Origin of the sequence: Sphingomonas albertensis (assembly GCF_014358075.1) — a bacterium.
Classification (GTDB): domain Bacteria; phylum Pseudomonadota; class Alphaproteobacteria; order Sphingomonadales; family Sphingomonadaceae; genus Sphingomonas; species Sphingomonas albertensis.
The window spans coordinates 37271-63745 of record NZ_JACONT010000010.1 but is presented as its reverse complement, the minus strand read 5'-3'; the positions used below and the strand labels follow the sequence as shown (position 1 = coordinate 63745).

At 59.1% G+C, this 26475-nt stretch carries 30 protein-coding genes and 1 pseudogene; 14 read left to right on the top strand and 17 right to left on the bottom strand.

The genetic code is table 11. The annotated features are described in order from the left end of the window. Positions 1-81: 81 nt before the first annotated feature. Both H8S47_RS06770 and H8S47_RS06765 read left to right on the top strand, forming a co-directional pair. Entirely contained in the window at positions 82-366 is a 285-nt protein-coding gene (locus H8S47_RS06770) for a hypothetical protein (RefSeq protein WP_146168893.1), read from the top strand. A gap of 190 nt (positions 367-556) precedes the next feature. Beyond that, positions 557-1348, top strand: coding sequence for a hypothetical protein (locus tag H8S47_RS06765; RefSeq protein ID WP_082463307.1), 792 nt, complete (start codon positions 557-559; stop codon positions 1346-1348). Here the strand turns inward: H8S47_RS06765 and H8S47_RS06760 are convergent. Then, complete coding sequence (locus H8S47_RS06760; protein ID WP_214654980.1) at positions 1338-2171, bottom strand: MipA/OmpV family protein; 834 nt, start codon at positions 2169-2171, stop codon at positions 1338-1340. The two genes, H8S47_RS06765 and H8S47_RS06760, sit on opposite strands and share 11 nt — an antisense overlap. A gap of 161 nt (positions 2172-2332) precedes the next feature. Further along, entirely contained in the window at positions 2333-3310 is a 978-nt protein-coding gene (locus H8S47_RS06755) for a TerC family protein (protein WP_187503152.1), read from the bottom strand. Between the two features lie 383 nt (positions 3311-3693). Between H8S47_RS06755 and H8S47_RS06750 the strand changes: the two genes are divergently transcribed. Both H8S47_RS06750 and H8S47_RS06745 read left to right on the top strand, forming a co-directional pair. Continuing rightward, complete coding sequence (locus H8S47_RS06750; RefSeq protein WP_187503151.1) at positions 3694-3948, top strand: hypothetical protein; 255 nt, start codon at positions 3694-3696, stop codon at positions 3946-3948. Between the two features lie 108 nt (positions 3949-4056). Then, positions 4057-5505: an MFS transporter gene (locus tag H8S47_RS06745; RefSeq protein WP_235982660.1), complete on the top strand. Its 1449-nt coding sequence runs from the start codon at positions 4057-4059 to the stop codon at positions 5503-5505. Positions 5506-5845: 340 nt separating this feature from the next. Here H8S47_RS06745 and H8S47_RS06740 read toward each other — a convergent pair whose 3' ends face one another. From H8S47_RS06740 to H8S47_RS06730, 3 genes are all read right to left on the bottom strand, one after another. Beyond that, on the bottom strand, positions 5846-7255 hold the full coding sequence (locus H8S47_RS06740; RefSeq protein WP_187503195.1) for a hypothetical protein: 1410 nt from the start codon (positions 7253-7255) through the stop codon (positions 5846-5848). Continuing rightward, positions 7252-7863 (bottom strand): hypothetical protein, encoded by a 612-nt coding sequence (locus H8S47_RS06735; protein WP_187503150.1) that lies wholly within the window; start codon positions 7861-7863, stop codon positions 7252-7254. The genes H8S47_RS06740 and H8S47_RS06735 overlap by 4 nt, the downstream gene beginning before the upstream one ends. Before the next feature lie 80 nt (positions 7864-7943). Continuing rightward, positions 7944-8945 carry a M48 family metalloprotease gene (locus tag H8S47_RS06730; protein ID WP_187503149.1) on the bottom strand — a complete coding sequence of 334 codons (1002 nt, stop codon included), beginning with the start codon at positions 8943-8945 and terminating at the stop codon, positions 7944-7946. 260 nt (positions 8946-9205) lie between these two features. On the opposite strand from H8S47_RS06730, the gene H8S47_RS06725 reads away from it, so the two are divergent. Continuing rightward, the gene (locus H8S47_RS06725; RefSeq protein WP_187503148.1) at positions 9206-9526 is read left to right on the top strand and encodes a DMT family transporter; all 321 of its coding nucleotides are present in this window, start codon (positions 9206-9208) and stop codon (positions 9524-9526) included. Positions 9527-9703: 177 nt separating this feature from the next. Here H8S47_RS06725 and H8S47_RS06720 read toward each other — a convergent pair whose 3' ends face one another. Continuing rightward, positions 9704-10114 carry a hypothetical protein gene (locus H8S47_RS06720; RefSeq protein WP_235982659.1) on the bottom strand — a complete coding sequence of 137 codons (411 nt, stop codon included), beginning with the start codon at positions 10112-10114 and terminating at the stop codon, positions 9704-9706. A 552-nt stretch (positions 10115-10666) separates the two neighbouring features. Here H8S47_RS06720 and H8S47_RS06715 point away from each other — a divergent pair. Together H8S47_RS06715 and H8S47_RS06710 are read left to right on the top strand one after the other, a co-directional pair. Beyond that, positions 10667-11176 (top strand): hypothetical protein, encoded by a 510-nt coding sequence (locus tag H8S47_RS06715; protein ID WP_187503146.1) that lies wholly within the window; start codon positions 10667-10669, stop codon positions 11174-11176. Between the two features lie 172 nt (positions 11177-11348). Continuing rightward, positions 11349-11909, top strand: a complete 561-nt coding sequence (locus H8S47_RS06710) for a hypothetical protein (RefSeq protein ID WP_187503145.1) — start codon at positions 11349-11351, stop codon at positions 11907-11909. A gap of 169 nt (positions 11910-12078) precedes the next feature. Here H8S47_RS06710 and H8S47_RS18805 read toward each other — a convergent pair. Then, positions 12079-12270 (bottom strand): annotated as a pseudogene (locus H8S47_RS18805) (IS110 family transposase); the annotation flags it as partial. A 232-nt stretch (positions 12271-12502) separates the two neighbouring features. Here H8S47_RS18805 and H8S47_RS06700 point away from each other — a divergent pair. After that, a complete protein-coding gene (locus H8S47_RS06700; RefSeq protein WP_187503144.1) occupies positions 12503-12994 on the top strand; it encodes a hypothetical protein in 492 nt (163 codons plus the stop codon). 28 nt (positions 12995-13022) lie between these two features. On the opposite strand, the gene H8S47_RS06695 is transcribed toward H8S47_RS06700, so the two are convergent. From H8S47_RS06695 to H8S47_RS06685, 3 genes are all read right to left on the bottom strand, one after another. Continuing rightward, the gene (locus H8S47_RS06695) at positions 13023-13508 is read right to left on the bottom strand and encodes a hypothetical protein (RefSeq protein ID WP_187503143.1); all 486 of its coding nucleotides are present in this window, start codon (positions 13506-13508) and stop codon (positions 13023-13025) included. Positions 13509-13517: 9 nt separating this feature from the next. Further along, the gene (locus tag H8S47_RS06690) at positions 13518-13940 is read right to left on the bottom strand and encodes a lysozyme inhibitor LprI family protein (RefSeq protein WP_187503142.1); all 423 of its coding nucleotides are present in this window, start codon (positions 13938-13940) and stop codon (positions 13518-13520) included. 112 nt (positions 13941-14052) lie between these two features. Then, positions 14053-15102 (bottom strand): hypothetical protein, encoded by a 1050-nt coding sequence (locus H8S47_RS06685; RefSeq protein ID WP_187503141.1) that lies wholly within the window; start codon positions 15100-15102, stop codon positions 14053-14055. A gap of 299 nt (positions 15103-15401) precedes the next feature. Here H8S47_RS06685 and H8S47_RS06680 point away from each other — a divergent pair, with 299 nt between their 5' ends. From H8S47_RS06680 to H8S47_RS06670, 3 genes are all read left to right on the top strand, one after another. Further along, on the top strand, positions 15402-15839 hold the full coding sequence (locus H8S47_RS06680) for a hypothetical protein (protein WP_187503140.1): 438 nt from the start codon (positions 15402-15404) through the stop codon (positions 15837-15839). An 88-nt stretch (positions 15840-15927) separates the two neighbouring features. Beyond that, on the top strand, positions 15928-16815 hold the full coding sequence (locus tag H8S47_RS06675; RefSeq protein WP_187503139.1) for a hypothetical protein: 888 nt from the start codon (positions 15928-15930) through the stop codon (positions 16813-16815). 379 nt (positions 16816-17194) lie between these two features. Next, entirely contained in the window at positions 17195-17644 is a 450-nt protein-coding gene (locus H8S47_RS06670) for a hypothetical protein (RefSeq protein WP_214654978.1), read from the top strand. A 205-nt stretch (positions 17645-17849) separates the two neighbouring features. Here H8S47_RS06670 and H8S47_RS06665 read toward each other — a convergent pair whose 3' ends face one another. Both H8S47_RS06665 and H8S47_RS06660 read right to left on the bottom strand, forming a co-directional pair. Next, entirely contained in the window at positions 17850-18797 is a 948-nt protein-coding gene (locus H8S47_RS06665) for a hypothetical protein (protein ID WP_187503137.1), read from the bottom strand. Positions 18798-19227: 430 nt separating this feature from the next. Beyond that, positions 19228-19818 (bottom strand): DUF4142 domain-containing protein, encoded by a 591-nt coding sequence (locus tag H8S47_RS06660; RefSeq protein ID WP_235982657.1) that lies wholly within the window; start codon positions 19816-19818, stop codon positions 19228-19230. A 153-nt stretch (positions 19819-19971) separates the two neighbouring features. Between H8S47_RS06660 and H8S47_RS06655 the strand changes: the two genes are divergently transcribed. Beyond that, positions 19972-20382 carry a DUF3597 domain-containing protein gene (locus tag H8S47_RS06655; protein ID WP_187503135.1) on the top strand — a complete coding sequence of 137 codons (411 nt, stop codon included), beginning with the start codon at positions 19972-19974 and terminating at the stop codon, positions 20380-20382. Between the two features lie 401 nt (positions 20383-20783). Here the strand turns inward: H8S47_RS06655 and H8S47_RS06650 are convergent, their stop codons facing one another. Further along, positions 20784-21308 carry a DUF937 domain-containing protein gene (locus H8S47_RS06650; protein ID WP_187503134.1) on the bottom strand — a complete coding sequence of 175 codons (525 nt, stop codon included), beginning with the start codon at positions 21306-21308 and terminating at the stop codon, positions 20784-20786. Positions 21309-21753: 445 nt separating this feature from the next. On the opposite strand from H8S47_RS06650, the gene H8S47_RS06645 reads away from it, so the two are divergent. Further along, entirely contained in the window at positions 21754-21909 is a 156-nt protein-coding gene (locus tag H8S47_RS06645; protein WP_187503133.1) for a hypothetical protein, read from the top strand. A 216-nt stretch (positions 21910-22125) separates the two neighbouring features. After that, positions 22126-24093: a putative bifunctional diguanylate cyclase/phosphodiesterase gene (locus H8S47_RS06640; RefSeq protein ID WP_187503132.1), complete on the top strand. Its 1968-nt coding sequence runs from the start codon at positions 22126-22128 to the stop codon at positions 24091-24093. 31 nt (positions 24094-24124) lie between these two features. On the opposite strand, the gene H8S47_RS19200 is transcribed toward H8S47_RS06640, so the two are convergent. From H8S47_RS19200 to H8S47_RS06620, 4 genes are all read right to left on the bottom strand, one after another. Continuing rightward, positions 24125-24691, bottom strand: coding sequence for a Crp/Fnr family transcriptional regulator (locus H8S47_RS19200; RefSeq protein ID WP_398456492.1), 567 nt, complete (start codon positions 24689-24691; stop codon positions 24125-24127). A gap of 359 nt (positions 24692-25050) precedes the next feature. Beyond that, a complete protein-coding gene (locus H8S47_RS06630) occupies positions 25051-25395 on the bottom strand; it encodes a hypothetical protein (protein ID WP_187503130.1) in 345 nt (114 codons plus the stop codon). A 421-nt stretch (positions 25396-25816) separates the two neighbouring features. Further along, positions 25817-26083 (bottom strand): hypothetical protein, encoded by a 267-nt coding sequence (locus H8S47_RS06625; RefSeq protein WP_187503129.1) that lies wholly within the window; start codon positions 26081-26083, stop codon positions 25817-25819. A 176-nt stretch (positions 26084-26259) separates the two neighbouring features. Then, positions 26260-26466 (bottom strand): hypothetical protein, encoded by a 207-nt coding sequence (locus H8S47_RS06620; protein WP_187503128.1) that lies wholly within the window; start codon positions 26464-26466, stop codon positions 26260-26262. Between the last annotated feature and the right edge of the window lie 9 nt (positions 26467-26475).

Below are 26475 nucleotides of genomic sequence, written 5' to 3'. Positions count from 1 at the left end.
GCTCGAGTTCGGGCTTTATTCGATCTGACCTTTGGGACGCGTTCTGCGCGCCCATGATCTCGAATAAGTGGAAACCGTGTAGTGGAAAACCAAGTCTCGAAATCCGATGATTTGTGTCAGGATGACCGTCAGCATCAAGCTGCCAATCCAGCACCTCAGCCTTTCTTGCGGATGCGACCACAAAGTTTTTTCTCGAACAAATTCGATCTGGAGATTGTAGAAGACTATTCTAAGGCTGATGCCGAAGCCCGGCAGAATGAAGGTAAGGACTGGCTGAGCCGACTTATGGAGCTCAACCTGTTACTTTTAATCGTTTTGGTTGGCGTACCGGTGCTGGTATATTGCGTCTTATCCTCTGCACTTTAGAACACGATAAGATACCGCCTTCGCGTCGCAACCGGGATCGTGGATAAAGGCCTCTGGGTCGTCCCACTGAAGCCTCGGGTAAATGACAATATGTCAGGCGCCCGAGGACCGTTTAAGTACGATAGCGCTGAATGCGAGCGAGTTTCTTTGTGACATTGCAACGCGTAAGCTGATCGGCCGTTGTGGAAAAATGGCAACGAATACCTTACCCCAACGGACCGCGTTCGATCTGCCGCATCTCGCGGTGCTGCTGACAGCAGCGCTTCAAATTCTAACGCCTCTTTTACCGCAGATTGGGATCGGTGAGCCTATCGGATCCCGGTCTCTGGCGGTCCGAACCTTGATAACCCCGGCAGGCTGGGCATTCTCGATCTGGGGCGCGCTCTACCTCGGAGCCACGGTGTTTGCTGTTTATCAGGCCCTGCCCGCACAGCGCCAAAATGCATTGCTTCATCGCCTGCGCTGGCCGGCAGCGGGCGCATTTTTGGGGAACGCACTCTGGGCTGCTTACACACAGCTTTACGGGTTAAGCTTCGTATCGGTTCTGATCATTACCTTCACGCTGACGTGCCTGATCATTGCCTATCGTGCCCTGTCGAATGCGGCGGTGTCGAAAACCGCGTGGTGGTGTGCGTACCTTCCGTTGAGCGCGCTCGCCGCATGGTTGACCGTCGCTACCACCGTCAACATCGCAGCTAGCCTGAGGTATCACGGCATGGAGGGCGGTGCAGCCGCGCCGGTAATCGGTGCAGCGGTGATCGTGATTGCTGGACTCATCGCGGCCACCGTGCTGGTCCGAGGACGTGGCAATCTGCCGTACGCAGCTGTTTTCCTTTGGGCTCTTGCTGCTATCTTCGCTGCAGGTGGCCAAGCTGCAGGACCTATTGCCGTAGCAACCGGCGCTGCCGCGATCCTCGTTATTTCAGGCTTGGTCGCTGGCTACCGGCGTAGGGTATATGCGTCTGATTCGATTAGAGGTTGAACCTAAATCCGTAGCCGAGACCTAGGGTGAATTGGGTCCGGCGCCCACGTTCGCGGACGAGAGGTGAATCGCCTGCGTTCTGACCTAGTTGATCCAGGCCAGTGAAAAGCGTGACGGCGCTTCGCCGGCTCAGGGGACGAATTACGGTACCGCCTACACCGTAGGACAATAGTCCGCCTGACGCAGAATACGGTCTAAGCCCGGACCGTTGCGACTGGACCGCATCGATGCCGAAATACGTCTCGATATACTCGCGGCTTGCCAGCGTTGCGCGAGGCCCGACGTTGATGATGGTCCGTCCCCGGCGCGCTTGGTAAGCAACTGACCCGTCGGCGACAACGCCGTCATGTCCGCCGAAGCCGCGACGAACCTCGATCCGTCCACGCCATGGCCCAGCCCGTTTCTCGATAAAGCCTCCCACCTCAACAGCTGCATCTACGTCGCCGAGGCCGCGTAGCGCGTCACTCCCGCCTGTAATGAGGAACGGCGATCCCCCGCGCTCCTCATCCCGCCCGAAGCGGAGTTTGGCCAGAGGTCCTGCCTTCCACCCGTCGTGGTTCACCACATTCCAGCCCAAACCGTCAGGAATCGAGGCAAAGATCACGTCCTTGTAGTTGAGCCGCAAGTCGGGAAAAATCGACAAGGCCATGTCTCGCGAGCCTTGCCATGCAGGACTGAGGACTGACGCGACGCCAACGGTAATGCTCCATCCGGCAGTGCCTGCCTCCAAAGGCCTACCTGCAGGCGGGCCTGGCCTCGGGTCAGTTTGCGCGAAGCAAGGTTGAGCAGAGACTAGCGCGATGATGGCTAAAACGGCGCGCATCTTGATCCCTTTTTTTGACCATGTTGGTGGACGGCCGGACGGTCATAATCAGCAGCCACCTTATCCCTGTGCGTCGTAAACGCCAGTCTCGGTAAATGGAGTACGGCTATACCCACAGCTTATGACCGGTCCGCTTTCAATGCCGGCGGACGCGTTCAAACTCAGGCCGAAGCAGCCGCTCGCGTTTTCCACAGGGACCAGCCGACGCCGCAACCCAGTATCGCAAAGGTTACCGCCAACGACGCTGCGGGCGGGAATTTGGCGAGCCCGAACATGTCGGCAACGAAAATTTTCGAGCCGATAAACACCAGCAACGCGGCTAAGGCGTATTTCAGGTAATGGAACCGGTCGACCATTGCGGCGAGCGCAAAATAGAGTGCGCGTAACCCAAGGATAGCAAAGATGTTCGACGTGTAGACGATAAATGGATCCGTTGTGATCGCGAAGATAGCCGGTACAGAATCGACCGCAAAAATGACGTCAGCGCATTCGATCATGACCAGAGCCAGTAGCAACGGCGTAGCGATCCGGCGCATGCGCCCAGTCGCCGGGTCCTGCTCTTTTACCCAGAAACGTTCCCCGTGAAGTTGGTCGGTAACCGGCATGCGCTGGCGAATCCAGCGTAAAACGGGCGAACTGGCTACGTCATATTCCGTGTCGGCAGTCAGCCACATCTTGATACCGGTGAAAACCAGGAAGGCAGCAAAGACGTACAATACCCATTCGAACCGATCGACCAATGCCGCGCCAAAACCGATCATCACTGCACGCAGGACAATGACACCTAGGATGCCCCAGAACAGTACGCGGTGCTGATGGATGCCTGGGATGGCGAAGTAGCCGAAGATCATGGCGATGATGAACACGTTATCCATGGCGAGACTCTTCTCGATGACGAAGCCCGTCACGTAGTTGAGGCCAGCAGTAGGCCCGATATACCACCAAATCCACCCGCCGAACGCCAGTCCCAGCGTGATGTAACCTGCTGACAATGCAAGACTCTCGCGTACTCCGATTTCCCGTTGTCCGCGGTGCAAGACACCCAGATCGAGGATCAGCAATGTTGCGACGATGCCGAGAAATGCCAGCCACATCCAGACAGGGGTACCAAGGAATAACAAGGAGAGCAGCTCAGGCATGGGAACCTCTAACAAACATGGTGGCGTGGGGCGAGATCAGCGGTCAGGAGGGCCGGTATCTCGCGTGTGGTGGGCACAAGCGGCCTCTCAGACCCAACTCAAAGCGCTACAATTGCAGCACAATTGGAGAAGTCGGGGTTCGGCGCGCCATCGCGATACGCGCGTGCTCGTCCAACTGCTGATGGAGCTGTGCCGATCTGTTCGTTTCCATGCTCAGAGCCTCTTTTCAATCGGTGATCGAAAGCTCGGATCATCAACGACGACAGGAGGCAAAGCGGCCAGGCCTATATCGAGATAACCCGATGCGGTCCGACATCACAATAACCCGAGGGAAACTGTCAGAGGGGCCCGGCCCGCTCTTTCTAGATAGGACATGGCTCCCGGTGATCAAGCTGTTTCACTGTTTGATAATTACTGTAGTCGGCACTCAAACTGCCGCACTTTTCTTTCCAAAACATAACGCCGATCGGAAAAAGGGATCGGTCGAAAACACTTGCTTCTGGACACTCAGTTTGGCGATCCGCAAGCCTGAAGGCCATTCGCCAAGCCATGAGCCGCAACGTGCCCGCCGGCAGGTACTCTGCTTGCGGCAGGCAAGCCGTGCGGCGTATGTCGCTACTGCTGGTGGGGGGAAATGAATGGCGAATGGCAGTAGCAGCCGCGGAAACTCGGTGGTCGGCGAGCGCTGGCCGCTCTTCTGGGCAGGCTGTGCGGCGATCAGCGTTGGGGTGGCCCTTCACTTACCAATGCTCGCGATGGCCCATACGATGGGCAATCACCTGTCGGGTATGCCGATGGACGGATGGATGTACCTGGGCATGGCGCTAATCGGCGTCGGCGTGCCGGCAGCTATATTTGGCGCTTTACCCAAGAAACGGCCTGATCACAGGGCAGGGGTTGGCGTCGCATATGAAGCGCCCGATGATACCCCTCTGACGCGCTCGCATGCTGCCGTTCTGCTGGTGCTTACCCTTGGGCTCATCATCGACACGATGAAGCCAGCAACGCTCGGCTTTGTGCTTCCCGGCATGCGGGGCGAGTATGGGCTCGCCAAATCGACCGTTGCCCTGCTTCCGTTCGTTGCCCTTACGGGGACCACAGTTGGCTCGTTCTTGTGGGGGTGGCTTGCGGACATCTACGGTCGGCGTGTGTCGATCCTGTTGTCCACGATCCTGTTCGTCTCGACCTCCATCTGCGGAGCCATGCCTTCCTATAGCTGGAACCTGGTCATGTGTTTTCTGATGGGGTGCTCGGCTGGCGGCATGCTGCCCGTCGTCTACACGCTGTTGGCAGAGATCATGCCTCCGCGGCACAGAAGCTGGGTCCTTGTGCTGGTTGGTGGTACGGGACTGGTCGGTGGCTACCTCGCAGCTAGCGGTGCAGCGCATCTGTTCGAGCCCCTGTTCGGCTGGCGTAGCTTGTGGCTGCAGGGCTTTCCCACCGGTTTGCTGCTGCTTGCGATGGCAAGGTGGATACCTGAGTCCCCGCGATTTCTGTTGGAACGGGGTATGGACGCCGAACTAGCTGACATGGCTCGAAAGTTCGGAATCGTCAGGCGTGCGCCACAAGCAGCGCCAGCGGACGCTGGCAGCGCCGCGGCTCACCACCGCGAGTTGACTATCGCCCTGGTGATCACGGCCCTGTCTTGGAGCTTCGTCAACTTCGGCTTGCTGCTATGGTTGCCTTCCGATCTCCAGGATCGAGGCTTCAGTGCCGAGATTGCGAGCGGCATCATCGCAAGCTCAGCACTTGTTGCCCTGCCCACGATCATGATCGCGGCCTTCCTTTACAGCCGGTGGAGCAGCAAGCGCACCCTGATCGGCACTGTGCTTCTCACACTCGCCGGGCTTGCCGGAGCCCTACTGCCGGCGCCTACGCTGGCTTGGCCACCACTGCTCATCGCTGTGATCGCGTTGCTGGTGGTTGGCACAAACGGATTGATCGCCGTGCTACTTCCCTATGCAGCCGAAAACTACGCATTACGCGTCCGTGGGCGTGCCACCGGGCTTATCGCGGGGAGTAGCAAATTTGGTGGCGTTGCTGTCCAGCTGGGCGCCTTCGCTGGGCTGATCCCGACGATGGGGGGCGCGGCAATCGCGCTAATTGTACCAATGACGCTGTCAGCGGTACTGATCGGACGCTCAGGTAGAGAGACGCGCGGCCGCAGCTTACGCGAGCTGGAAGCAACAGCTTAGCTGTCGGCTCGACATGGGCCTGCGCGGAGTGTCCTCAGCGGTCAATATGGAAAAAACCCAGTCGCAATCACGACTGCACGACAAGCAGGTGTTCTGCGCCGCCTGCGCAGAGCGGTTGGCGCTTAGCATATCTCTGGGTCCGTTCTATGTACCGACCCCAATAGCCCGATCCGAGTCGACGACATAAGCCCGTTCAAATCGTCGGCCATGCGGGTTGAACATGGAGTGGAGATCCTGCCGCTTTGCAACGTTGCGAGGCGTTAAAAGCGTTGTTTCCGCTATCTTCGACAGGCTCAGCACGAACCGAGATAGGCACGGGTCAATTCACCGCCATCCTGCTCTACGGCTGGCGCTCGTACCGTCCCTTGGCGCCCTCGATAACCAGCGCGGTGCCCGCGATGCGCAGGCGCAACGTGTCGAACGGCCGCGCCATCAGTTGCTGCCGATCGAAGCCGATCCGGACGATCCCGTGTTGAAGCGGTGCGAAGGTGATCGTCGTGTCACCCGCGATCGGCGCCTCGGTGTGAACGGTAAGGCTGACGGCCTTCGTCGTTGTGCCGCGCGGGGCGAACGCGAAGCCGCTCCTGCCGGTGACCAGCTTCTCCTTAGTGCCGTTCGCAAAGTGCAGCGTGACGGGGAGATTGCGCGCGGGCAGGTCCGACGCGGGATCGAAAATCCTGATCGCCAGACCGGGGGAGGGGCGCGGAGTACCGCTTTCGCCCGCGTCGGCTGGCGGGATAGTGCACGCGGCGGGCAGTGTCGGATCGGCTAGCGTGGGTTCCGGCAAGCCCGCCGCACGTGCGGTCTCGATCGCCCGCGCGCGCGCATCCTGCCAATCGGACAATGCCTGTCGCACCTGCGGGGCAGCGGGCTTTGCGCTAGTCGGCGGAGCATCTGACATCAGTCGAGCAGCCAGGAGCTCCGCATTCGTCCTGGCAGCGTTCGCAGCGCGCAATGCCGTGGCGGCGCGCTGTTGAAGGATCGTCGCGGACGGCGCGGGGGCATTGTCGGCGGTCATCAAAGGCGTCGCGGAGACAAATGGTTCGGGGAAGATCGGGCACCGGGTGCGGATCCCGGCCTCGATCTGGCTGCGCTGATGCTGCTGACGTTCGTCTTCGGTCTCCTCATCCCACGGCGCGGTGGACAAGTAGGAGAAGAGTGGCTTCTGCGCGCTTGGTGCGGACGCCACGAGCACGACGTTGTCGCGCTCGACGTGCCACATACCCTGCGCCTCCTGGTCCAGCGCACCGTAACTCAACGCCCAGTCGAACTGGCCGTCTGGCCGCAGCAACAGCTCGGATCCGGTCTCCATCACACCCATGAGGTAATAATGGCCAACGAGCGCGGCAGGTGTAGCATGGCCGTCGGCAGGCGTGCCCTGCGTCGAGGAGGAATCGGCGGGAGCGAGCGCATCCAGTGCGTCGCTCAGGTGACACGACTTGCCCGGTTGATAGTCGAGAAACTCGGCAACGGTCAGGACGTTACGATCACCCTCCTCGCTATAGCTGCCCATCACGTCGGCAGACGCGCGCCGGCCATCCTTGCGATAGCGGGCGACCGCCTGAGCTCCCGGCACATCGCGCAGCAGGTAGCGCGACGCCGCCAGATCGCACCGCGTGAGGATGACCTCGCCTCGCTCGATCGACAGCGTACCGATGAAGCTATCCATGCCGGAGGGTTGCGCAACCGCCGGCAGCGGCGCGACCAGTGCCAGCGAGACGACGATCGCGCGGTGCCAATTCCGTCTCACAGCGATGTCCCATCCTTGTCCAGCATATCGAACCGATATGCGCAGCCGTAGAGTGTCTTGCCGGGGTGCGTGGTGACGTTGGAGATCGTTCGGGCAACTACCATGTGGCTGCCATAGCCGTCCTTGCCCGCGGGTTCGGTGACGTCGGTCATGATCCGCTCGCCCAGGAACTTGCGAAAGGGGAACTCGGCTTCCGCCTGGGCGCGGGTCACTTTACCCGAGGCCACCATCGCGTCGATCATCGGTCGGGCCGACATGCTGTTGTCGATCTTCTCGGCGCGCGCCACGATGGCAGGGTCCGCGACGTCGAGCACCGCAAGGATGGAGTCACCGGTAAAGCCGATCCGGCGCGTGCTGTATGCCCCCGCGACGGTAATCGGCTTCGGCAGATCATATTCGGCCATGAACGAATTAGGCGAGACGATCTTCTTCCATCCCCGCGTCCGCGCGAGCTGTTCATCGCCATCGATCGCCATGGCGAAGCGCATGTAACTGGGGACGTCCAGGCGGCAGCTAATGGCATCTATCTCGGAAACATCAGCAGGGTCGGTCTTCGCGGGGGTCTGCTGGAGCATCGCCGCGAGCATCAGGGCGTAGAGAATGAACATCGGCGGACGTTAGGGTCGCAGTCAGAATTTGCCAATGACATCGCCGCAGCAGGGCCGGTCGGCTTCCTACGGCAGCGGTTCTATGCGGCGACCACCAGCTTGACGAGCGTCCCGGCCTTCAGCGGCTCGTCAGCCGGAAGGCCATTGATGACAATAAAGCGTTCGCGCTTGCTGTCGCCTACTGCCATGCGCTGGCTCAACGTATCGATCGTGTCCCTTGCGCCAACAGTGACGATCCGGATGACCTTGCGACCCTCCTTGCCGTCGGCGTAAGGCAGGCCATCGAGCATGCGGAGGAAAGCCGTATCCTGGGTGGTTGCAAGCTCCGGCTTGCCGGTGGCCTTCGCCAGTGCCTCTGCGCGCTGCACACGATCGGCGCCATTCGGATGCGTCGATGCCCATGTCGGCGCAGACCGTGCGGTGCCGCTGGCCTGCGCCGTCAGCCCGGTCGATTCATCGAGCGCCGCCAGGATGTCGGCCGAGGCATAGGGCGAGTAGCCCGCAGCGGTAATGTAGCGGACGCCAAGAGCATCGGCCTGATATTCCTGATCGCGTCCGTATTTCAGCGTGTACAGCTGCGCGCCCGTCCCGGCGATCCGGGTCGCGAGATCGCTTCTCGTAGCCAGGCTGACGCCACGAGCGAGCAGACCGCCGATCGTCGCACGCGTGTTGCGCGAGGCGGCGTGGCGGGCGGCGACATGGCCTACCTCATGGCCCATCACGGAAGCGAGTTCCGCCTCCGAGGTCATCAGTGCGAGCAACTGACGGGTGACGTAGATGTACCCGCCCGGGATGGCGAAAGCGTTCTCGACCGGGGAGTCCAGCAGGGTGACGGTGAAGTCGCTGCCCGCATTCGACAGGCCGGACTGTACCGCCACACGCTTGCCGACGCGTTCGACAAATGTCGCCTGCGGCCCCTTATACGCATCACCGAACTGCGCGAGCAGTTGCGGATGAGCCTGAGTGCCCTGCGCCTTGTCGGTCGCCGAGATCGAGCGGACCGTGTTCTGGGCGGCGACAGGGGCAACGGGTGCAAGCACGAATGCGCTGGCTAGCAGTACGGTAATGTGACGGCGGATCATGAAGCTCTCCCGGTGACGACGGTATAAAGCGACCTTACACCGTTGTTCCGGAGAAGCATCGATACCGCTCTGCGCCGAACGCGCCCAGCCCCATTCCTGCCGATTAACGAAACTAATGGTGGCGCTACTCTCCGTCGTGCCTGTTAGCTGCCGTTGAAATATCGTTATGCTACAATTATTTAGGTATGCGGTGACAACGTTCCCACCCCAATACGGGGGTAGAAGTCCGGGACGGCCCGGCAGCTCCGATGGAGACTGCTGTGGCGTGGATTGCACTCGTTTTTGCCGGTTTGTTCGAGATTGTCTGGGCTTCGGCCATGAAGCAATCTCATGGGTTCACACGGTTCTGGCCAAGCATCATTACTGGGCTGGGCATGTTGGTCAGCTTTGGCCTTCTTGCGTCAGCGATGCGGGTTCTGCCGCTGGGAACAGCTTACACAATTTGGACCGGCATCGGCGCGGTTGGCGCGTTCGTGGTCGGCATCATGGTCTTTGGCGAGGCTATGACCGCGATGCGCCTTCTAGCCACCGGGCTCATTATCAGCGGCCTCGTCTTAATGAAGTTGTCCACGACTGGGTGATCTTGAACGTCCGCAAGGAGCGCTAGCGCCTGGCCCGATGTTCCTAAAAAGGAACGGCAGTCGAGCCGGTATCGGCGTTCTCGGAATCGATCGTTATAAAGAATCATCGGGAGGGGTACGATCGGTTTGGACGATGCATAAGTCTTCCAGACAACAGTATAAGGCTTACACGCCTTTTCAGCCGCCCCCTGTGAGCGGTCGGCAGGCCGTCTTGGAAAGCGTATAACTGGCGAAAGGCTTCTCAACAGATTTGCGGTCCCGCGTGACAATCTGCCAAGTGAGGTGGTCGCCTAATATGCGCCATCGGTTCACGTAGGCCTTGTCCGGATATTGGTAAGTAATATCGAACCCCTCTGCCTTGCTTTCGCCGCGCCCCGCTACCGCGGACGCCCCGCCAAAACTGTCCGCCCAATATCCGACGATAGGGCCAGCTCCGGTTTTGGAAGGCTTACCGGTTCCTCCAAAAACCAGGTGGGCCGCGTACTGGTCCTGCGGATCGACGAGCGCGCTGCTTGCGGCTTCGACAGCCAGCATCGCATCCTGGACGATCGGATAGGCGTTCACCGCAATAGCGACGGCTTTGCCCATCACCGTACCCTGCCCCTCCCAACACCCCCCAAGTGCGTTGACCGAAGTGGGCACAGGCGTGACACCCGATTCTAGAGCGCTGCCAGTGGATGACGCCGCAAGCATAACCATTGCGATGCAAGGCTTTCCAATCATCAGTCCCTCCGTCCCCCGTTCCTGTCCAAGTGTCTAGTCCAAGCATCTGGTGCATCGGCTTGGCGATGAACCGGTCTGACTCTGACGTCCAGATTTCGGCGATGTATTTGTAGGGTTATACTCCAGATCGTGTAGGCCCATATGCATTATCCGGACACAGTTTCCGCAAACAATCGATTCCGAGAACGCTTTCCCCATCTCAAACGTCGTTCGTTTTCGGAAGCCAACCAGACCGTTGCCGACCCGGGGCGGATCTTGCCGGCAGGTTATTGTCGAAGGCGTTTCTCCCGCACGGTGCCAAGCTGCACGAGTGGTTCGCCACAGTTTCGGGGAAGCTCCCGGGTGGTACCACGCGGCCTTCAGGGCTAATCTGATCGCGTTCGAGCATGCGTAAGCGAGCGCGGGGAAAGCAAGAATATGCGTCATCGACTTGGCACAGTCGCCATTGCCGGCATGATCGCCTTAGCGACCAGTGCGGCTGCACAGGGACTTGCAACCAGAGATCTGACGGGCGTCGGTCAGGCGGCTGCCACGGCGTTGGGCTCCGGCTTCGAGGCAAAAGAGGAACCGCAGCGGGTCACCTTGTTCTGCGCGGATTGTGTGGGCGCACCGGTCGTTGACGTTCTGATTGGTCGTCAGGCGGATGGAACGGAGGAACGGGTTCGGTCGGGCACGACAAGCATCGCCGATCTGCAACAGATCTGTCGCGCACGCAGCCCTCGATGCACCGTCACGGCACTGGAGGTGGCGCCGGCTGTGGGTTGGGTAAGCGGGTATCCGCTGGGCGACCGTGCGGGGGCCACGGCGATCATCATCCGCGATGGCGATCTACTGACCGTTCGCTCGCTTGCACAGGATCCCGCATCGGCCAGACAGGCGATCGATCGCTTGTTGCCGCTGATCCGATCCCGGATCATCGGACCCTGATCAGTGACCCGGACAAAAAAATCCGTGATACCATAAGGGGCGAGCGATCACGTGCCGGGTGCTGCCAACGAGCATGAGAAGCTTTCCCAAAACTCGATCGCTTCTGCGATGGCCGTAACATATACCAAGAGGTTCGACGCCGATGCGGAACACGATAGCAATCCTCGTCGTGATGTCGGCGGCAGGTGCAATCGCCGCGCCGAGGCTTCCGGCGGGGATGGAAGCCCAGCTCCCATTGGGCTACGAGGTACTCGCCAGCGCGCGTGTTTCAGCAGGAGAGCCAATCCGCAGTTTCGAGATCGTCGCAATCGGTCGCAAAGATGAGGAGGCGCTCGCGAAATCGGGTGATGCTCCGGCTCGGCCCCTTATGATCTACGAGCGCAGGAGCGGTCGGTTTTTTCCGGTCGGCCGCAACGATCAAGTCGTGCTCAAGGCGGACGAGGGTGGACAGTGCGATCCGTTCCTCGACGGCGACACGCCGATCGCCACCAAAGGGCGCTACTTTACCGTCCAGAACGGCGTCGCCTGCGGTCAGCACTGGACCGACTATATCACCTTCCGCCTCGACGATCGGACCGGCTTCGTCTTCGACAACGAGCGCACGGAATCATGGACGTTCAATCCTAGCAACGACCCCAATGCCGAGGCGCTTGTCCGCGACGGCCCGCCCCGCGTCTTCCGCGACCGTCCAGGCCATATTACTGCATTCTCCAAGTGGCGTCCCGTGCATTGATTTGGGCGCGTCGGCCACAAGCGACGCTATAGCGTTAGCGTGTTGGGCAACTCCTGTGCGGGTACGGTTAAGCTGCGGTGACCGTGGGGCGCTCGAAGCGTTCGCCGAATTTCAGCATGCGTGCATGATGACGGAAAGCTTGCGCGCAACCGCGATGGCGGCACGCTTGATGGTAGTACCAGGTCGACAAGGGGCCAGTCTTGAACACGACCCGGCTCACGTCCGGTGCGCGCTTGCGGATCACTTCCGTCAGCGCCCGAGGATCAGACGGGCATTTGCCGTGCCAGATCCGCCGCCCGTCATCGCGGACCGAGATGAATGTGTCTTTCAGTGAAACATCCAGACCGATATACTGCGCCACGGCTGTTCTCGGTTCGATGGTTGGGCCCTGCGTCTAGTCGTGAGCCCGTTTCGTCATCTTATCGGGGAACAGCCACTCCCGGAAATACGCAGCTTCTTGCAATGCCGATCAAATTCCAGGCGAATCGCTATCCCCGCGATTACGCATGTTTTCCGATCGTTTTCGAGAAAGGGGCCTCCGTATCGACGGGGCGGCTGGCTGGCGCGGCTAATCTATCGCATTGTCGGTTGATATGACCCGTTACTCTTCCTCAGGCGTCGCGACGCTGCTCGCGTTGGCGCCAGCGGCGCTGGCCGCGCCGCCCGCCGTCCACACGCCAGCTCCGGGAAGCCCGGAACGCACTGCGATCGTCAAGACGCTCCATGCGGGCGACGATAGCACGCGATCGCGTTTCACCTTCCGCGCGTTTCGGGTCCTTTGGGCGGGCCCGGGTGCGGTTGCCTATGTTCGCGCCGAAGGCCCGGTTGGCACCTTCCAGGCCATCCTGAAGCGCGACGGCCAAGCCGGATGGCGCAAAGTATGGGGCGAGGGCGATGGCGGCAGCAACAGCTGCGAAGTCGGCGCGCGGCATTATGCGTGGGCCTTGCAACTTCTTCGGACCTACACGGCCACCCCCGACGCGATCTTCCCGGGCATCGTCGCGCGGGCCGGGGACTTGCAACGCATGGCGAAAGCGGAGCCCGACGTGCAATGCGTCGGTGATTTAGACGGCGGCCCCAGCTGATGGCGGGACATTGATCCCCCACTTGGCGTTATTGATCGGACGCCGCTCTCGATGCCGCCTCCATCACGGCCGAAACCTGTTCCGCCATCTGCCTGCAGAGCGTGCGTTCGGACGACTTCTGCGCGCGGGCGTTGTCGGCCAGCGACATGGTCTGTCCTTCGCGAACCTCTTCGGGGCGGGCGTGGTTGCTCGAGTCCATTAGGCCGATCACCTGCGGCCCGACAATGTCGCCGCGTCGACCGACGGCTTGCTGGGCAAACGCCTTCGGGGTCACGGTCATGCCTGCGATCGTCGCGACGACCGACTTGCGCGTATTGGCGACGTCGACGGCAGTGGCGAACCCCTTGCCCATGCAATATTCCATCAGGCCTAGGTGATTGTATACCGAACCGAACGCGGTCTGCAGTTGTTGGTCGGTCGCCAGCTCCTGCGCCTGCAAAGGGCCAAGCGCCAACGCGCCGGCAAGAATGGCGGCGGTCGTACGCCCGGCGAGCGCGGTGCGAAATCCCTGCATTCGAGTCTCCTAAGCCGGTGAGAGAACACTTTCGATGTTAGGCCGCGGCAGTACCGGCGGCGTGCTGTCAATGTATGTCAGCCAGTGGAGCCAGATGGTGTATGTCCGCATGCGTGTAAGCCGTATCTGGCAATTCAGTGCCATGCTCCCTCGAATGCTGCCACCGATCCAGTTCTCATAGACCGCGCCGCATTCGGATGTTCGATAGGCCACCCATGACCGCTCGGCACGAACAAGCATCTGCTCCGATGCGGTTTCACGCTCTTCCCGAAGGCGCTTGATCGTGGCCTGATAATAGCGGTTCAGCTCGGCATCGGCCTCGTCGAAACGACTTGCCAGGCAAGCGTCGACTTCTTGCGTCGACGACCCGGGGCAATGGCCGGCACCGGGCACTGCTGCAGCGCCTAACGCCAAAGCAAAGATCGCTAACATCATAGGCCTCCAGTCGCGGATATCTGAGCGCCGATCCGGTGCCTGAAGGGGGCGGGCTTTGCAACGCACCCGCGCCGGTCCTGGAGCTTTGCGTCGCTTAACTGTTATAGGCCTACGGTAGAGTCGCGCGTGGGAGACGCAGCGATGACCACGGGATGACCGCCCAATCTGGCGCGTCGCACGGGCGCTGCGCTCTCGGGAAATATGCGCCGAGCCACAGGCCCTTTTCGGAAAGCGCCCATGCCGGAAAATCCCAGACTTCGGGATCAGAATAGTCGCATGCGTCGTCGTCGCCCTTACTCGGCGGTACCATCTCGTCTCGATGAAAGCGCTTTAGCAACGCGACAACGCCCGGCGCGAAGCGGTTGCTGCGATATTTGTACCACTCGTCGCTATCTTCTGCAGGAACTGATTCCGATCCGAAGGGGAGCACCGCATCCAGGACCAACTCTCTGCCAGTAGCCATGTCATAGCTATGGCCATCAGCGCCGAAATCCGGGTGCGCGGTACCCGCGCAGCTCCAGCTTGCCGTCCAGACATAGCTCATATGATCGACCCCGAGCCAGGGCTTGTCCGCCTCCGCAACATCGGTGCCGGGCTGGCCGTCCGATCCGGTGCACGCGAACCAGGTGGAGACGTTCTGCCATTGATTGCGGGCAAGAGTGTGGTTTACCGCGACCATCGCCGCGGTGGAGTAGCCGCTTTCGATCCGGAACAGCCGGATGCCGGAAAGCGGCTCCCGATACCACCGGATTGTCCTGCCGTGGATCGTCTCGGCCGGCTGCGAAGTAAAATGAAGACCGGCGAGACGCCAACGTTCATAAACGCTGAGTTCGGTCGGCAGGTCGGCCGGAAGCGCGGCCGGAACGGCTGCTGGGTGCACGCTTACGGCTAAGCGCCTGCCCTTTGCAGTTGTCAGCGTGCCGTTAAGGTTCGGTCCAATTCGCTTTAGAAGCAGGTGATCGCCGGTCGTTCGCGACTCCAGAGTCAGCGTTGTGCCCGTAGCAGTGCCGGAAAGATCAATGTCGAGCCGCGACGTCTGGTAGAAATAGTGACCATCGACCTCGCCCTTGTCCTCCGTCATCGCGACGACGATGCGCGCGGTACCGGCCACGCCTTCAAACACCGTTTCCGGCGCAGCCGAAGCGCTTGCTGGCAGCATCAGAACGCAGAACGCAGCGGCTAGAGCATGAAGTCGATGCATGGGAAGACGGATCCACAGGAGGGGCGCGAGCCCCGCGTTAAGGCATCTCTACGCCGACGGCGACCGCAGTTGCCATGTCGAGTGGGCTGCAAGTCGGGGCGGACCCGCGCCAACTAATGGTCTGCTCGGCGGCAAGCGGCATCGTATGCAGTGGCTTTTCAGCGCCACTGCAATCACAGGGCTCACCAACTGCACCTGTTGCGCGAAAACGCTCGGGTTATACGCGTTTGGCGTAGCAGGGGAGAAGCACGATCCTGTTGTTCCGCGTTGTAATTTTTACCGCCATCGTTGCCGCGGCTGCGTGGACACCCGTGCGCATTCACGCAGAACCCCGTGCTCAGGCGCGCGGGCGCCTTCTCCCGCTGAGCGATCAGGACGAACGGTCTACGCAGGAGACCGGGTGCACATCGACGTTCACCCTCGGCAGGTACGACTATCTGCAACTAGTCGGCACCGAACTTCTCCTCCGCGACCGGAATGAGCTGCATTCGTGCCGCTTTACGACGGTCGCCATCGAGGATCTGGAGACTGGGCGGGGCAACGTCTCTTGTGCAGGCTATCGGCTGCGGATTCGATCGTTCGGCAAAGCCACCTCGAACCTCGCGTCGGACAGCAGCAGCAGACGCGCCGTCCTGACGATCGACCGGGACGGCGTGGCAACCAGCATGCGCGGTATCTGGGGCGTGGCATGCTGAACGCGACATCTCGATCCTGCGTCCTGAAGACCATCGAGGCTGATCCTAGCTGGAACAGATACGCTCCCACCTCGACTTCGTCCGCGACGTGCGCTTCATTCCTGCCGGTGCGCCCAGCGACGCAACCTACTGCGACACATTTGCGTCCGAGCACCTCGCCACGGCGCTCTTCACCAAAGAGACTGTAACGATGACGTTGCGCTTTGCAGCCTCGACGATGATCCTTGGGGCGTTGGTGTCGCCTGTAGCTGACGGCTCGGCAGCAACAGCGCGAGCCATATCGACGATCGACTTATCAAAACCGTTTGCGACACGATCACCCTGGCGGTTCACCGCTACCCAGGGTGAGGACGTCGAGGGTTTATCGGGCGAGGAAGCACCAGGACCAGTCTCGCTGTGTATCAGCAACGATAACGGTCAATCTTGCCGCCCCGACGCCAACTACATCCTCACGCCAGAAGACGGGAAAGATGCGTTTTCCGAACCCCATGTTCTGGGCAACGTGGCATTGGTGCATCCCAGTGACGCAAGGACCCTGCTGCTCGTCGAGATCGGCAGTCTCTCGGCCATGAACGGCGATCGACGGGTCGCAACGCAGCTGTTCGGATATGATCGCGGGCGGGATGTGTTTACTCGGGTTTACGCGCACGTGACCCGCAGGAACAACAATCAGGAAATACGGTACATCGCCAAAGGCGTGCTTAGAGGATTCGTCATCTCGGCCGAACCAACCAGCGACGCACCGTTCGGTTTTTGGATCATCGTCAACCGGTCCGTCGCGTCGGGCGTCTACAAGCAGGTGTTGCGCTACCGCAGCGCGACGACGTACGGCGACGGAAACCGTCTGGCGGTGATCGACTCCGAGATGCCAGGTATCCAACGGCGACTCGGCTTGTGGAGGGTGGGACAGCCCTTGCCGCTGCCGCAGTCCGGCTGCGCCAATCCCCATATGCGGCATGGTGCATTGTGGTGTTAATGCCGTTGCAGTTTCCATCGCCTTTCGCCCGGTCGGATGGACGGTTGACCGCATTGCCTGATCAGAAATGCTAGGAGGAGAAAGATTGAGTAGGCTATCCCGTAGCGTAGTTGGGACGACTGCTTTGATCGGACCCATGGGGGTTGCAACAGCAGCCTCCGAACACTCGCGACACGGGGACGAGAGAAAGGGCTCTATCCGTGCCCCGACCGCGCACTCGACGCCGATGGACGCCCTTGCCGAAGCGATCCTTGCGTTTAGTCCTGAGGCCCGCTCGACCCGCTCTCCGACCATCGCGATGCTTCGGGCGAAGGCCTCTTAAGTCCGGTGGACGGATCCCCGTTCTCATACGGATAAAGACGGCCGGCAGGTCGGAACCTTGGCAGGCGGTACGGTGACAATTCCCCGGAAAGCGACCGTGCCGGAGATGACTTTCGAATGGTACGCGCCGGAGGGGCAGCCGCTGACCTTCAATCCCGTCCAAGCCTTCAGAAACGCGGGGTTCAAGGTACAGGCCTTGTACTGCGCACCGATGGTTTCTGACGGAACGAATTATTTCTTCGTGTCGGCACCTGGTAAGCGGCCAGGCCTCCTGTCGGTCTATGCATTCGACGCGCCGACGGCCACCTCGGTAGCAAGCTGGTCGATCAGCTACAGGCTGGACGGGTACATCCCGTCGCTTGCCGAGGTGCAGAGCGGTGGTGACCTGCTCGCGACCAGCGATTGTTCAACGGAAACCTTCGGGCGTGTCGAACAGATCAGTCATTCTGGCGCAGTCGCTTTGATGAAGAGCATGACATTGGGCTCTGGCACCAGGGCGCCGCGATGACGCGACGCCTGGCGAACAGAACCGATCGCATGGGAACTGGCTAGGCAGGATTAGTCCGCGACCCCCGACGATCTGATCGGCAATGACGCTTACCGCATGCGGTAAGTATGCTGTCAGGCGATCAATAGGATCGCCGCAACACGTCCCTTTTCAGCTGTCTACACACGGCGCCAGTTGCCAAGCGCCATGCGCTTGATCGAGGCACTTAGGAGTGTGCGTAAGCCCGTCCTGATTGTATCAGCCTCTGCCGGGAGGTGTTGCCCGGCACCGCGATGTGGGTGGCCGGGTCGTATTCCTTACCGATCCCGGGCGAGTCCGTCGGCACCCAAATCTCGACGACGGTGTTCGAATAACTGTTGGGCAAATAGCGAATCCAGTAGCCGTCGGGATGGTGGCTCCACCGCCCGGTAGGCACGCCGATGCTTCCCTCACCTAACGGCGCCATCCCAGCCAACACTGCGACCCGCTCCAGTTCACCGTAGCTGGTTCCTGGCGTCACCAACATACGGCGCAAGTCAGCCTCAGCCTGCATCACGGCGCGCACCTCTCGTGGAAGGTTGTCCGCGATCGGGCCGGTTGCCAGCATATCGAACACACCGCGGTTTAGTCCGGCGAGCTGGCGGGGGGGCAGCAATTGTGCTGCAGCGATCTTCTGCTCGCTCGATAGATCCTCAATCCTGGCGCGAGACAGGATTGCCCACAGCAGCGCTTGTATCGTGTGCTGATCGATCTCGGGATGCTGAACCGAGTTCCGAACGATCGTAATCACAGCATCCTTGGCGGCACCAAGCGTTGGCCCGTACAGGTAGCCATCGCCCTTTCCTGGACCGTGCGTCCCGGCATGCAGGCAATAGCTCTGACCGTTGAAGCTGAAATATCCCGGTTCTAGAACAAAACCGCCGTTTGGTGTATGTTGCAACCTGGACAACTCGCGCTTCGCCATACGTGGAACGAAGCTGTCTTGGCTGGGGTCGCCCCACCGGGCATCCGCCAGGCTGGTGGAGATAGGCTCCTTGCGAAGGCTTGGCATCGAGATGCCGGCTTTCTTCGCCAGACCTCCCAAAATACCGAACTGAGCATCGACTGGTGTGGCACTCACGGCGATCATTGAAATCGACGCTGCTGCTGCTACCCAAGCGGTACGTAAAGTCATTCGCCCCCAGTTCCCCAACCATAAGATCGCATTGTCGTAACGGCATCGAACTGACGTGGGAAGCCGGGGCATGCGACAGCAAGGCCTAAATTCATAAAATATTGGCCGATGGCGCAGGGCTAAGGGCAGGCAGAGCGATCGCTGTGAAGGCGAGTGTATTAACATCTGACGGCAAGGCCTATCGGATTTGTGCCGCATCTGGCCTATCAGCGGGAACCTCTTGGCCACCAGCCCCTATACTGCTGCAGAAAGCAATGTTGTTCCCACTACTCTTGCAGAAACCTTCTTAGCCCGACCAGCGTATCGGTCAGGTCGAGACCCGCGCAAAGCATTTTGCGTTGTCTCTCCCTTGAACTGCGAACCGGCAAAGCCCAGCGGGGCATATGTGCTGCACCGCTGGGCTTCGAACCTCATCGTCTCAAACGCGACCTTACGACTTGAGCGACTTGGCCATGTTAAGATGAGCGGCAACCGTCGGTGCCAAGCCCGAGGCGAACGTCTTCAGCTCGGGCACACCACCGGTTGCTGCATAACCCTTGAGCGTATCGAGGGTCTTCTGATGCCCTGCCACCTGAGCAGCCGCATACGCCGTGTCAAAGGCGGTGCCCTGCTTGGTCTTCAGGTCAGCAAGCTTCTGCTGCTGCTCAGCGTTGAGTGCCGGGTTGGGTGTCAAGGCTGGCGACAGCGTTGCCGTCAGTGCCTTCAGCTTCGCTGTCGAACCCTCATGAGCGGTGATCATCTGACCAGCGAACTTCTTCACTGCAGCAGATGCTCCGTTGGTTTCAGCCAGCTTCGAGCTCTCGATCTCGAACGCATCGCTTGCAGCCGCCATGTTTACGAAAGCCTGCCCACCCGAGGCGGGTACTGCCATGGTATCATTGGTATTAGCCGCGTTCACGTCCATGGCAGTCGTGTTGGCATAGGTGCCGTTATCGACGGCGGTCGAATCTTCGGCCTTCTTGCCGCATGCGGCCAATGACAGTGCCGCTACCGATACCAGTGCCAGGGTCTTGAAGTTCATCATCGTCTCCATCTGCTCGCATATTGCCGCTGCCCGCTCAACGCGTGCCTTCGAGGGACCGTTCCGGCCCAGCAACAAGCTCCGGACCGATCGTAACGCGCGTTCGTTCTGGATGTCTGCCGGCACAGCTGCCGGCCTTATTGGGATACGGCAATGAGCATCTTCAGCACGATCATGAACAAGGTTTTTCACCACAAGGCCGCGCCGGCTGCTGCGCCAGCTCAGTCTCCTGCAGCTGCACCGCAGGCTGCACCACAAGCCGCGCCAACCGCTACCGCTCAGCCCGTCCCAACGGCGCCTCAGCAGTCCGTCGATGTCGGCGCGGTCCTTTCCGAGATGGCGTCGATGAAGGATGGCGGCGGCAACTATCAGAGCTCGATTGTCGACCTTCTGAAGCTGCTGGACCTTGATTCCAGTCTGACGGCACGCAAGGAGCTCGCGAGCGAACTGAACGTCCACGCCGCAGCCGACGGCTCGGCTGAGCAAAACATCGCCCTTCACAAGGCCGTGATGCAGAAGCTCGCTGAGAACGGCGGTATCGTTCCAGACAGCCTGCGTAACTAACTCACACAATCCGGAGGGATCTGCACGCTGTGCGGTTCCCTCCGGACTTGGATCGACACGCTCCCGACATTAAGGGGCAGACCCCGTTTCCGGGGGCGCCGTAGCTACCGTTCCTTGCGCCGCTTGTGCTTGGAGTGTCTGACTACCTCGCGGCGGGCCGTTCGGTTCGTTCTGGACGCTCTTTGCGACCAGCCAGCAAATCGTCACGACGAGAACCACGATCATCGCGAAGATGATAATCGCCACAGGGCCGGCCCGCTTGTTTCCTCGTCTCCGCATCACATGCGTTCCCCGGTTAGGCTTCCAACGTCGGCGCTCTGTTGGAACCACCTTGCTGCGATGTTCCGGCTTTTTTAGACACGCCGGCTCGATCGGCCGCAGCCGTCTCGGACCGGACAGCCCTATCGCCGCTCGCCAAAGACGGAACCAAGAATACCTCCCAGACCGCCACCAAGACCGCCCCCGGGCGCCGTGTCAGCGGCTCCAGCACTGCCAAGGCTACCAAGTACAGATCCCAGGATCCCGCCTAGACCGCCCTGCTGCCCGCTGGAGCGCCCCGTGAGATGACCTGCTACGAGCATCACCAGGATCGGTAGCATCTGCTTCAGAAGCTCGGGCGTCAGGCCGCTGCCCTGCGCTGCGTTGTTGGCGACCTCACGGCTACCGTCCTTCGATCCGAAGATACCGCCGAGGATCTGATTACCGCGATCGATCGCGGTTGGCTCGTTGCCCAGCACATTAGTTGCGAGATCTGCGCCGCCGAGTGAGTTCACACGAGTATCCAACTGCTCCGCGTTGTTTCCCATGCCGCCTAGAACCGACGGCAGCAACGCCTCAGCGCCACGCTGGGCTTGGTCACGCGGTATGCCAAGTTGGGCAGCAAGTGCATCGATGCCACCATCCGGCAGTATGTCATTGAGGTTCATGTGGGGTTCCTTGTCGTGAAGCGTACCAACACATGCTAACGCCCATAGGTCCGATGGTCTCAAGGTGGGGTATGGCAACCGGATTGGCAGACGTTGGCAACCTGCGCGGTTTCGATCAGACAGCTCAGTTGCACGGGAGCTTTTCGGTAACCCTGGAAGCGGATTTAGCCCCCCCAATGGCAAGCAGCCCTGCCCATAATCGCCTTGTCACGGCGTCGAAGGCGGAGAACATTACCGCTGCTTCGGTTCGCGCGCAGAAAATGACCACGTAGGAATCGATCTCGCCAGTATGAGACCGATGCAAGGGTGCGCTGGGAACAAACGTTCCACGCATTCCGAGATGCAATAATTCTTAATCCATGTTACACCGAGATATTGCCGCCCCATTTCATGGCGTGACGGCAACCGAGGGCACTTGGAAAGTCTTCGCCTTTCGGAGATCTCAATGGAAAACGCAAAAGCGCTGCTTGCGCACCTTCAGGTTGCGCTCGACATAGCCGATACACAGGAAGATCATCTGATTAGCGCTCACCTGAGTTTGCCGATGCAGATTCTGGCTGACCGCATCGCACACGGGGAACCGCCAACCGAGCCCGACTGACCAAAGAACCACGCCTGATAACCTAGACTCTCTAACAACCGAACGGCTTGCGTAGCCAGCCAATTGTCCCAGACCGATAATAGGTCCTCACCGGTCCTTTTTACGATACCCCGTCGACATATCTACGAGTTGATTGAGATCACGGGTTAGAGCGTTATCATAAATGAATTCGAAAGATGTCTCACTTAGGAGCGGCCCCAAGGAATTAAAAATATTATGCGCGATTGGCTGTCTAGCTTAGTGCCGAATAAAAGGCGGCATTCGAGTGAACTTTTAATCGAGCAATACGCCACGTTACGTCGTCAGATTCCACTGATGTACGCGCTGATGTTCATCAATGTACTCTTCCTAGGGATCGATACCTTTCGCGACGTCCCGCTGGGAATGAGCTTTGGTATTCCAGTGGCGTTGTCGGCCGCGATCGTCGCTCGCGCCGTGATATGGGTACGCCGCAGAGCAATCGTTGCGACGCCTGAGGATGTTCAATCGTACCTTCGAGGTACTATAATAACTGCCGCTCTTTTGAGTATTATATTTGGGAGCTGGGGAGCGCTGCTTTTCTCCGAAGGCGATCCTATTCGCAGCGTATCAATCGCGCTTTACGTATTTGTCGGCGCAATCAGCTGTTGCTTCTGCCTGCAGGCCCTTCCCCTCGCCGGGTATTTCGTAGTCCTTTTTGGCATTATGCCCGTAACCCTCCGTCTATTATCTTCCCCGAGCTGGTCATTGACCAGCATCGGTATAAACTTTCTTATTGTAACACTGCTGATCTTACGAACTTTGTCGACGAGTCATGCCGGGTTTAAGCATGGCCTGCAGGCGCGATCCGACATGCGGTTTGAACAAGACCGAGCACGCTCTGCGGAACGCACGGCGCAGGAACTGGCATACCAAGACCCATTGACAGGTCTACAAAACCGTCGCGCGCTTATTGAGCAACTAGATATGTTGACGTCGCGACAGGAGCATGCCTCGAAGACGCACCTTCTACTGCTCGATCTTGATCGTTTCAAAGGTGTAAACGACGCCCATGGCCACGGCGCTGGGGACAAGCTTTTGCAGGGCGTCGCAGGCCGATTAAGGGCAATCGTCGGGCAGTCCGGCAGCGCTTTTCGGTTGGGCGGTGATGAATTCGCTGTGGTGTCGGAGATTGCGAATAACCGGGCCGCACGAGATCTGGCAGACCAACTGATACAGGCTATGTCCACGCCGTTTTCGATCGATGGATTCCTGCACCACATCAGCGCCAGTATCGGAATCTCCCAATTTCCGTTTGACGCTGACGGCCGAGAGAGCCTGATGCAGTACGCAGACATTGCCATGTACGACGCCAAATCGCGCGGCCGTTCCAGGTACAGCATCTTTGAACCGAGCATGGGGCAGTCGCTTGCTGATCGCGCTGCCCTTGAGAGTGACATGCGCATTGACCTGTGTAGCGATGCGTTTCGGCCATATTATCAACCGATAGTGAATCTTGCCTCCGGATGCATTGTAGGTTTCGAAATGTTGGCGAGGTGGGAGCGTGCCGACGGCAAAATCATCGGTCCAGGGCAGTTCATTCCGATCGTCGAAGAATGTGGCTTGATTGGCGAATTGATGCTGAAGCTTCTTGAGCAGGTATGCGTCGATGCTGCGAACTGGCCGTCTGAATTGACAATCGCGATCAATGTCTCCCCGGTACAATTCCGCGATCCATGGCTGTCAGAAAAGGTCCTTGCGGTACTTACACGACGCGGGTTTCCATCGCGTCGGATTAGTCTGGAAATAACCGAGAACGCGTTGATTTCTGATCCGGTCGCGGCACAACGAATAATCGAGTCATTAAAGAACCAGGGTATGTTGCTCGCGCTCGACGACTTTGGAACTGGTTACTCTTCGCTTCAGCATCTTGGCATGCTTCCGTTCGACAAGCTCAAGATCGATCAGTCATTTGTGCGCAACGTAGACACCGACGAGAACGCTTACCGTATGGTTATGGCCATGATCCGTCTTGCGGACAGCCTGCATTTGAGCGTGGTCGCTGAAGGCGTGGAAAGCCGTTCGGTCCTTGAGACACTACAGAAACTAGGGTGTCGGGATGCCCAAGGCTATTTCCTTGGAAAACCGATGAGCATGGCTGACACAACTATCCTGCTTCGCTCCAGTCAATCCAAGACCGATTGGCTAAAAGCCAGGCTTCGGTGAGCCAGTATAGCGTTGTGAGATCAATCAGGGCCTATGCAGTGGGTGCCGAACAGTCCGCGCTTTGAGTAATGAGACCGTCATTAGATAGAGATTTCAAGGTGCGATTAACGTGCACAGCCGTCAGGCCGACAGCGTCGCCTATCTGCTCTTGAGTCATGGGCAAGTTGTAGATTCCTCCATGATTAATACCAAGAGCGTCTGAACGGACGGCAAACTCGCACAGTATATGGGCAATTCGTGCCCGGGCGTCTCGCCACCCGTTATTCAGTATCCATTCCCTGTAAATGGATGCTTCCACCATACTTCTTATAATGAATGCCGCATATATTGGCGGTCTCGCGAATATCAGAGACCGTAAAGCTGATATTGGAATTAGGACTACACTGCATCTGGCAAGCGCTTGCAGGTTGTGATCCATTGCCTCGAGGAAAAGGCTTTGTAGGTTAATAACTTCCCCTGCAAGGTGAATGGATACTATCTGGCGCTTGCCATCCTTGCTGATTTTGTGGCGGAAGGCGAAGCCGGAAATAAGAACGATGCATTGCGTCGAATGATCGTTGTCACGGTTCATATAGCTGCCGGGTTCGAACGATCGCACCTTCTTGGCAGGTTCAACAAGACGGCACGATCATCATCGGTCAGCCTCGAGTGCGTCGCCAGCTTTTGTACCATTCGCGCTAGCGACACCGAATTATCATCTGGCATTAACGCCCCCTGCAAAATGCAGGGCAAAATTGCGCGCACTTCAAAGGATACTGTTTCAAGCATCCACTGCTAAGATATAGTGCGCGCCGATACGATAACAACTATCATAGGATATGGTTTAGTATTACGTTTTATACCAAGAGCTTACAAATATGTCTATGCATGGGATATACATAACAGATAGTCAAGCGCCTGAAATAAACACTTAATGCCTGTTGAAAAGGTGCGGTTCTTTACATCAGCATAAGTGACCTATTTTTCACCGCCAACAATATTGCGCGATTCATCAAGAAACGTTCGTAAATTCGTCAGGGCATCATTCGACAGAGCTACAACGTCGTTAGTCTGTCTTGGCTCAATTTGTCCTTCTTCAACTAGATGCGCTATCCATCTACTGCCCGATGCCGTGCTGACCTCAGCGCGGGTCATCAAGGCTTGCTCTGAAATTATCTCGTTTTTGACGTAACCGACGAACAAGATGAGCAGCATGCTCCACGCATGCTCGTCGAATATATCGCTTGGGAATAGACGTTTGCGTAGAGCGCAAACCGCCAAAATGTCTTCAGCGGCCAAGCCGCGGTCCTGATCGTTTTTCATGCCGATAGTACCGCATTAAACAACGCGGTTGGACCAAACATATGTTTCCAGATTTAGTGTTTCGTATAGAGCGAGATTGTTGCGCAAGAAAAATATAGCGCTTCCATAGCGTAATGGAAAAACCCGAAGATCAAGACGCGCTATCACTCTACGCAGCGATAGCGTGGGCGCTGCATTTGGCAAATGTGCGTGGAGAGAGCCTAATCGGTGCTTTTTTAGCCGACGCTCTTCATCTTGCTGAGCAGATAACTGGAATATAGCAGGCGGTACCAAGCGCCCGCGGTCCGCGAACAGTCGACCAGCCGCTTTTATGTGAGTAATCTAAATTAGGTTCCGGGTGTCCGGTTGGCCAAAACGTAGTATTGTCGAGATAGCACCAGCGGGCCGCCAGCTCTCCGTGTGCAGAAAAGTTATGGAACGCTCAAGTTAGCGCGAATGCGGCAGCGGTGGTGCCGTTCCGCTGGCGCGGCGGATCAGGAAGCGGCATGCGGATCAGTAATTCCGAGGCCGGTGCAAGCGCTTCCCGACGCATGGAGGCCCCGTCGATCGGACGCTCGATGGAAGGCTCCAATGCCAGTCCCATGTCGCTCAGCGCGTATTTTACCCGCTTCCTCAGGAGCAGGTGGTCCGCATCCTTCCCAGTATCGCTATTCCGCAGTCCGATGTGCGGAAAACCGGTCGTGATCACAGCTGTTCGACAAACAGGTGATTTCGGACGGCAGCCTCCTGATCGTCGCAAAACGCAGTCGCCAACCCCGATTGGCGACTATCGGGCGTTTTGCGCCGCCTGCGCAGACCGGGCGGCGCTTAGACATCAAAGCGCTCTGGATGGGTGTGTCGGGTTGCACTTGGACGGACACCCGCTCAAGCCGCATCGCGGAAGAAATCAATCCCCAGCTCCACGGCGATCACGATGCACTCCACGACGCGCTGTACCAAGCCGAGCTCTTTCGGTTGATGCGGAGCCGGGAATCTCGCCTCGGTCGCGCTTTGTAACCGAACCATCCCGAAACCCGCCGAGGCCCTGTCTTCCTGCGCCACACTACGCCGATCGCGGTTAAGAACTTCCATCGTCGCACG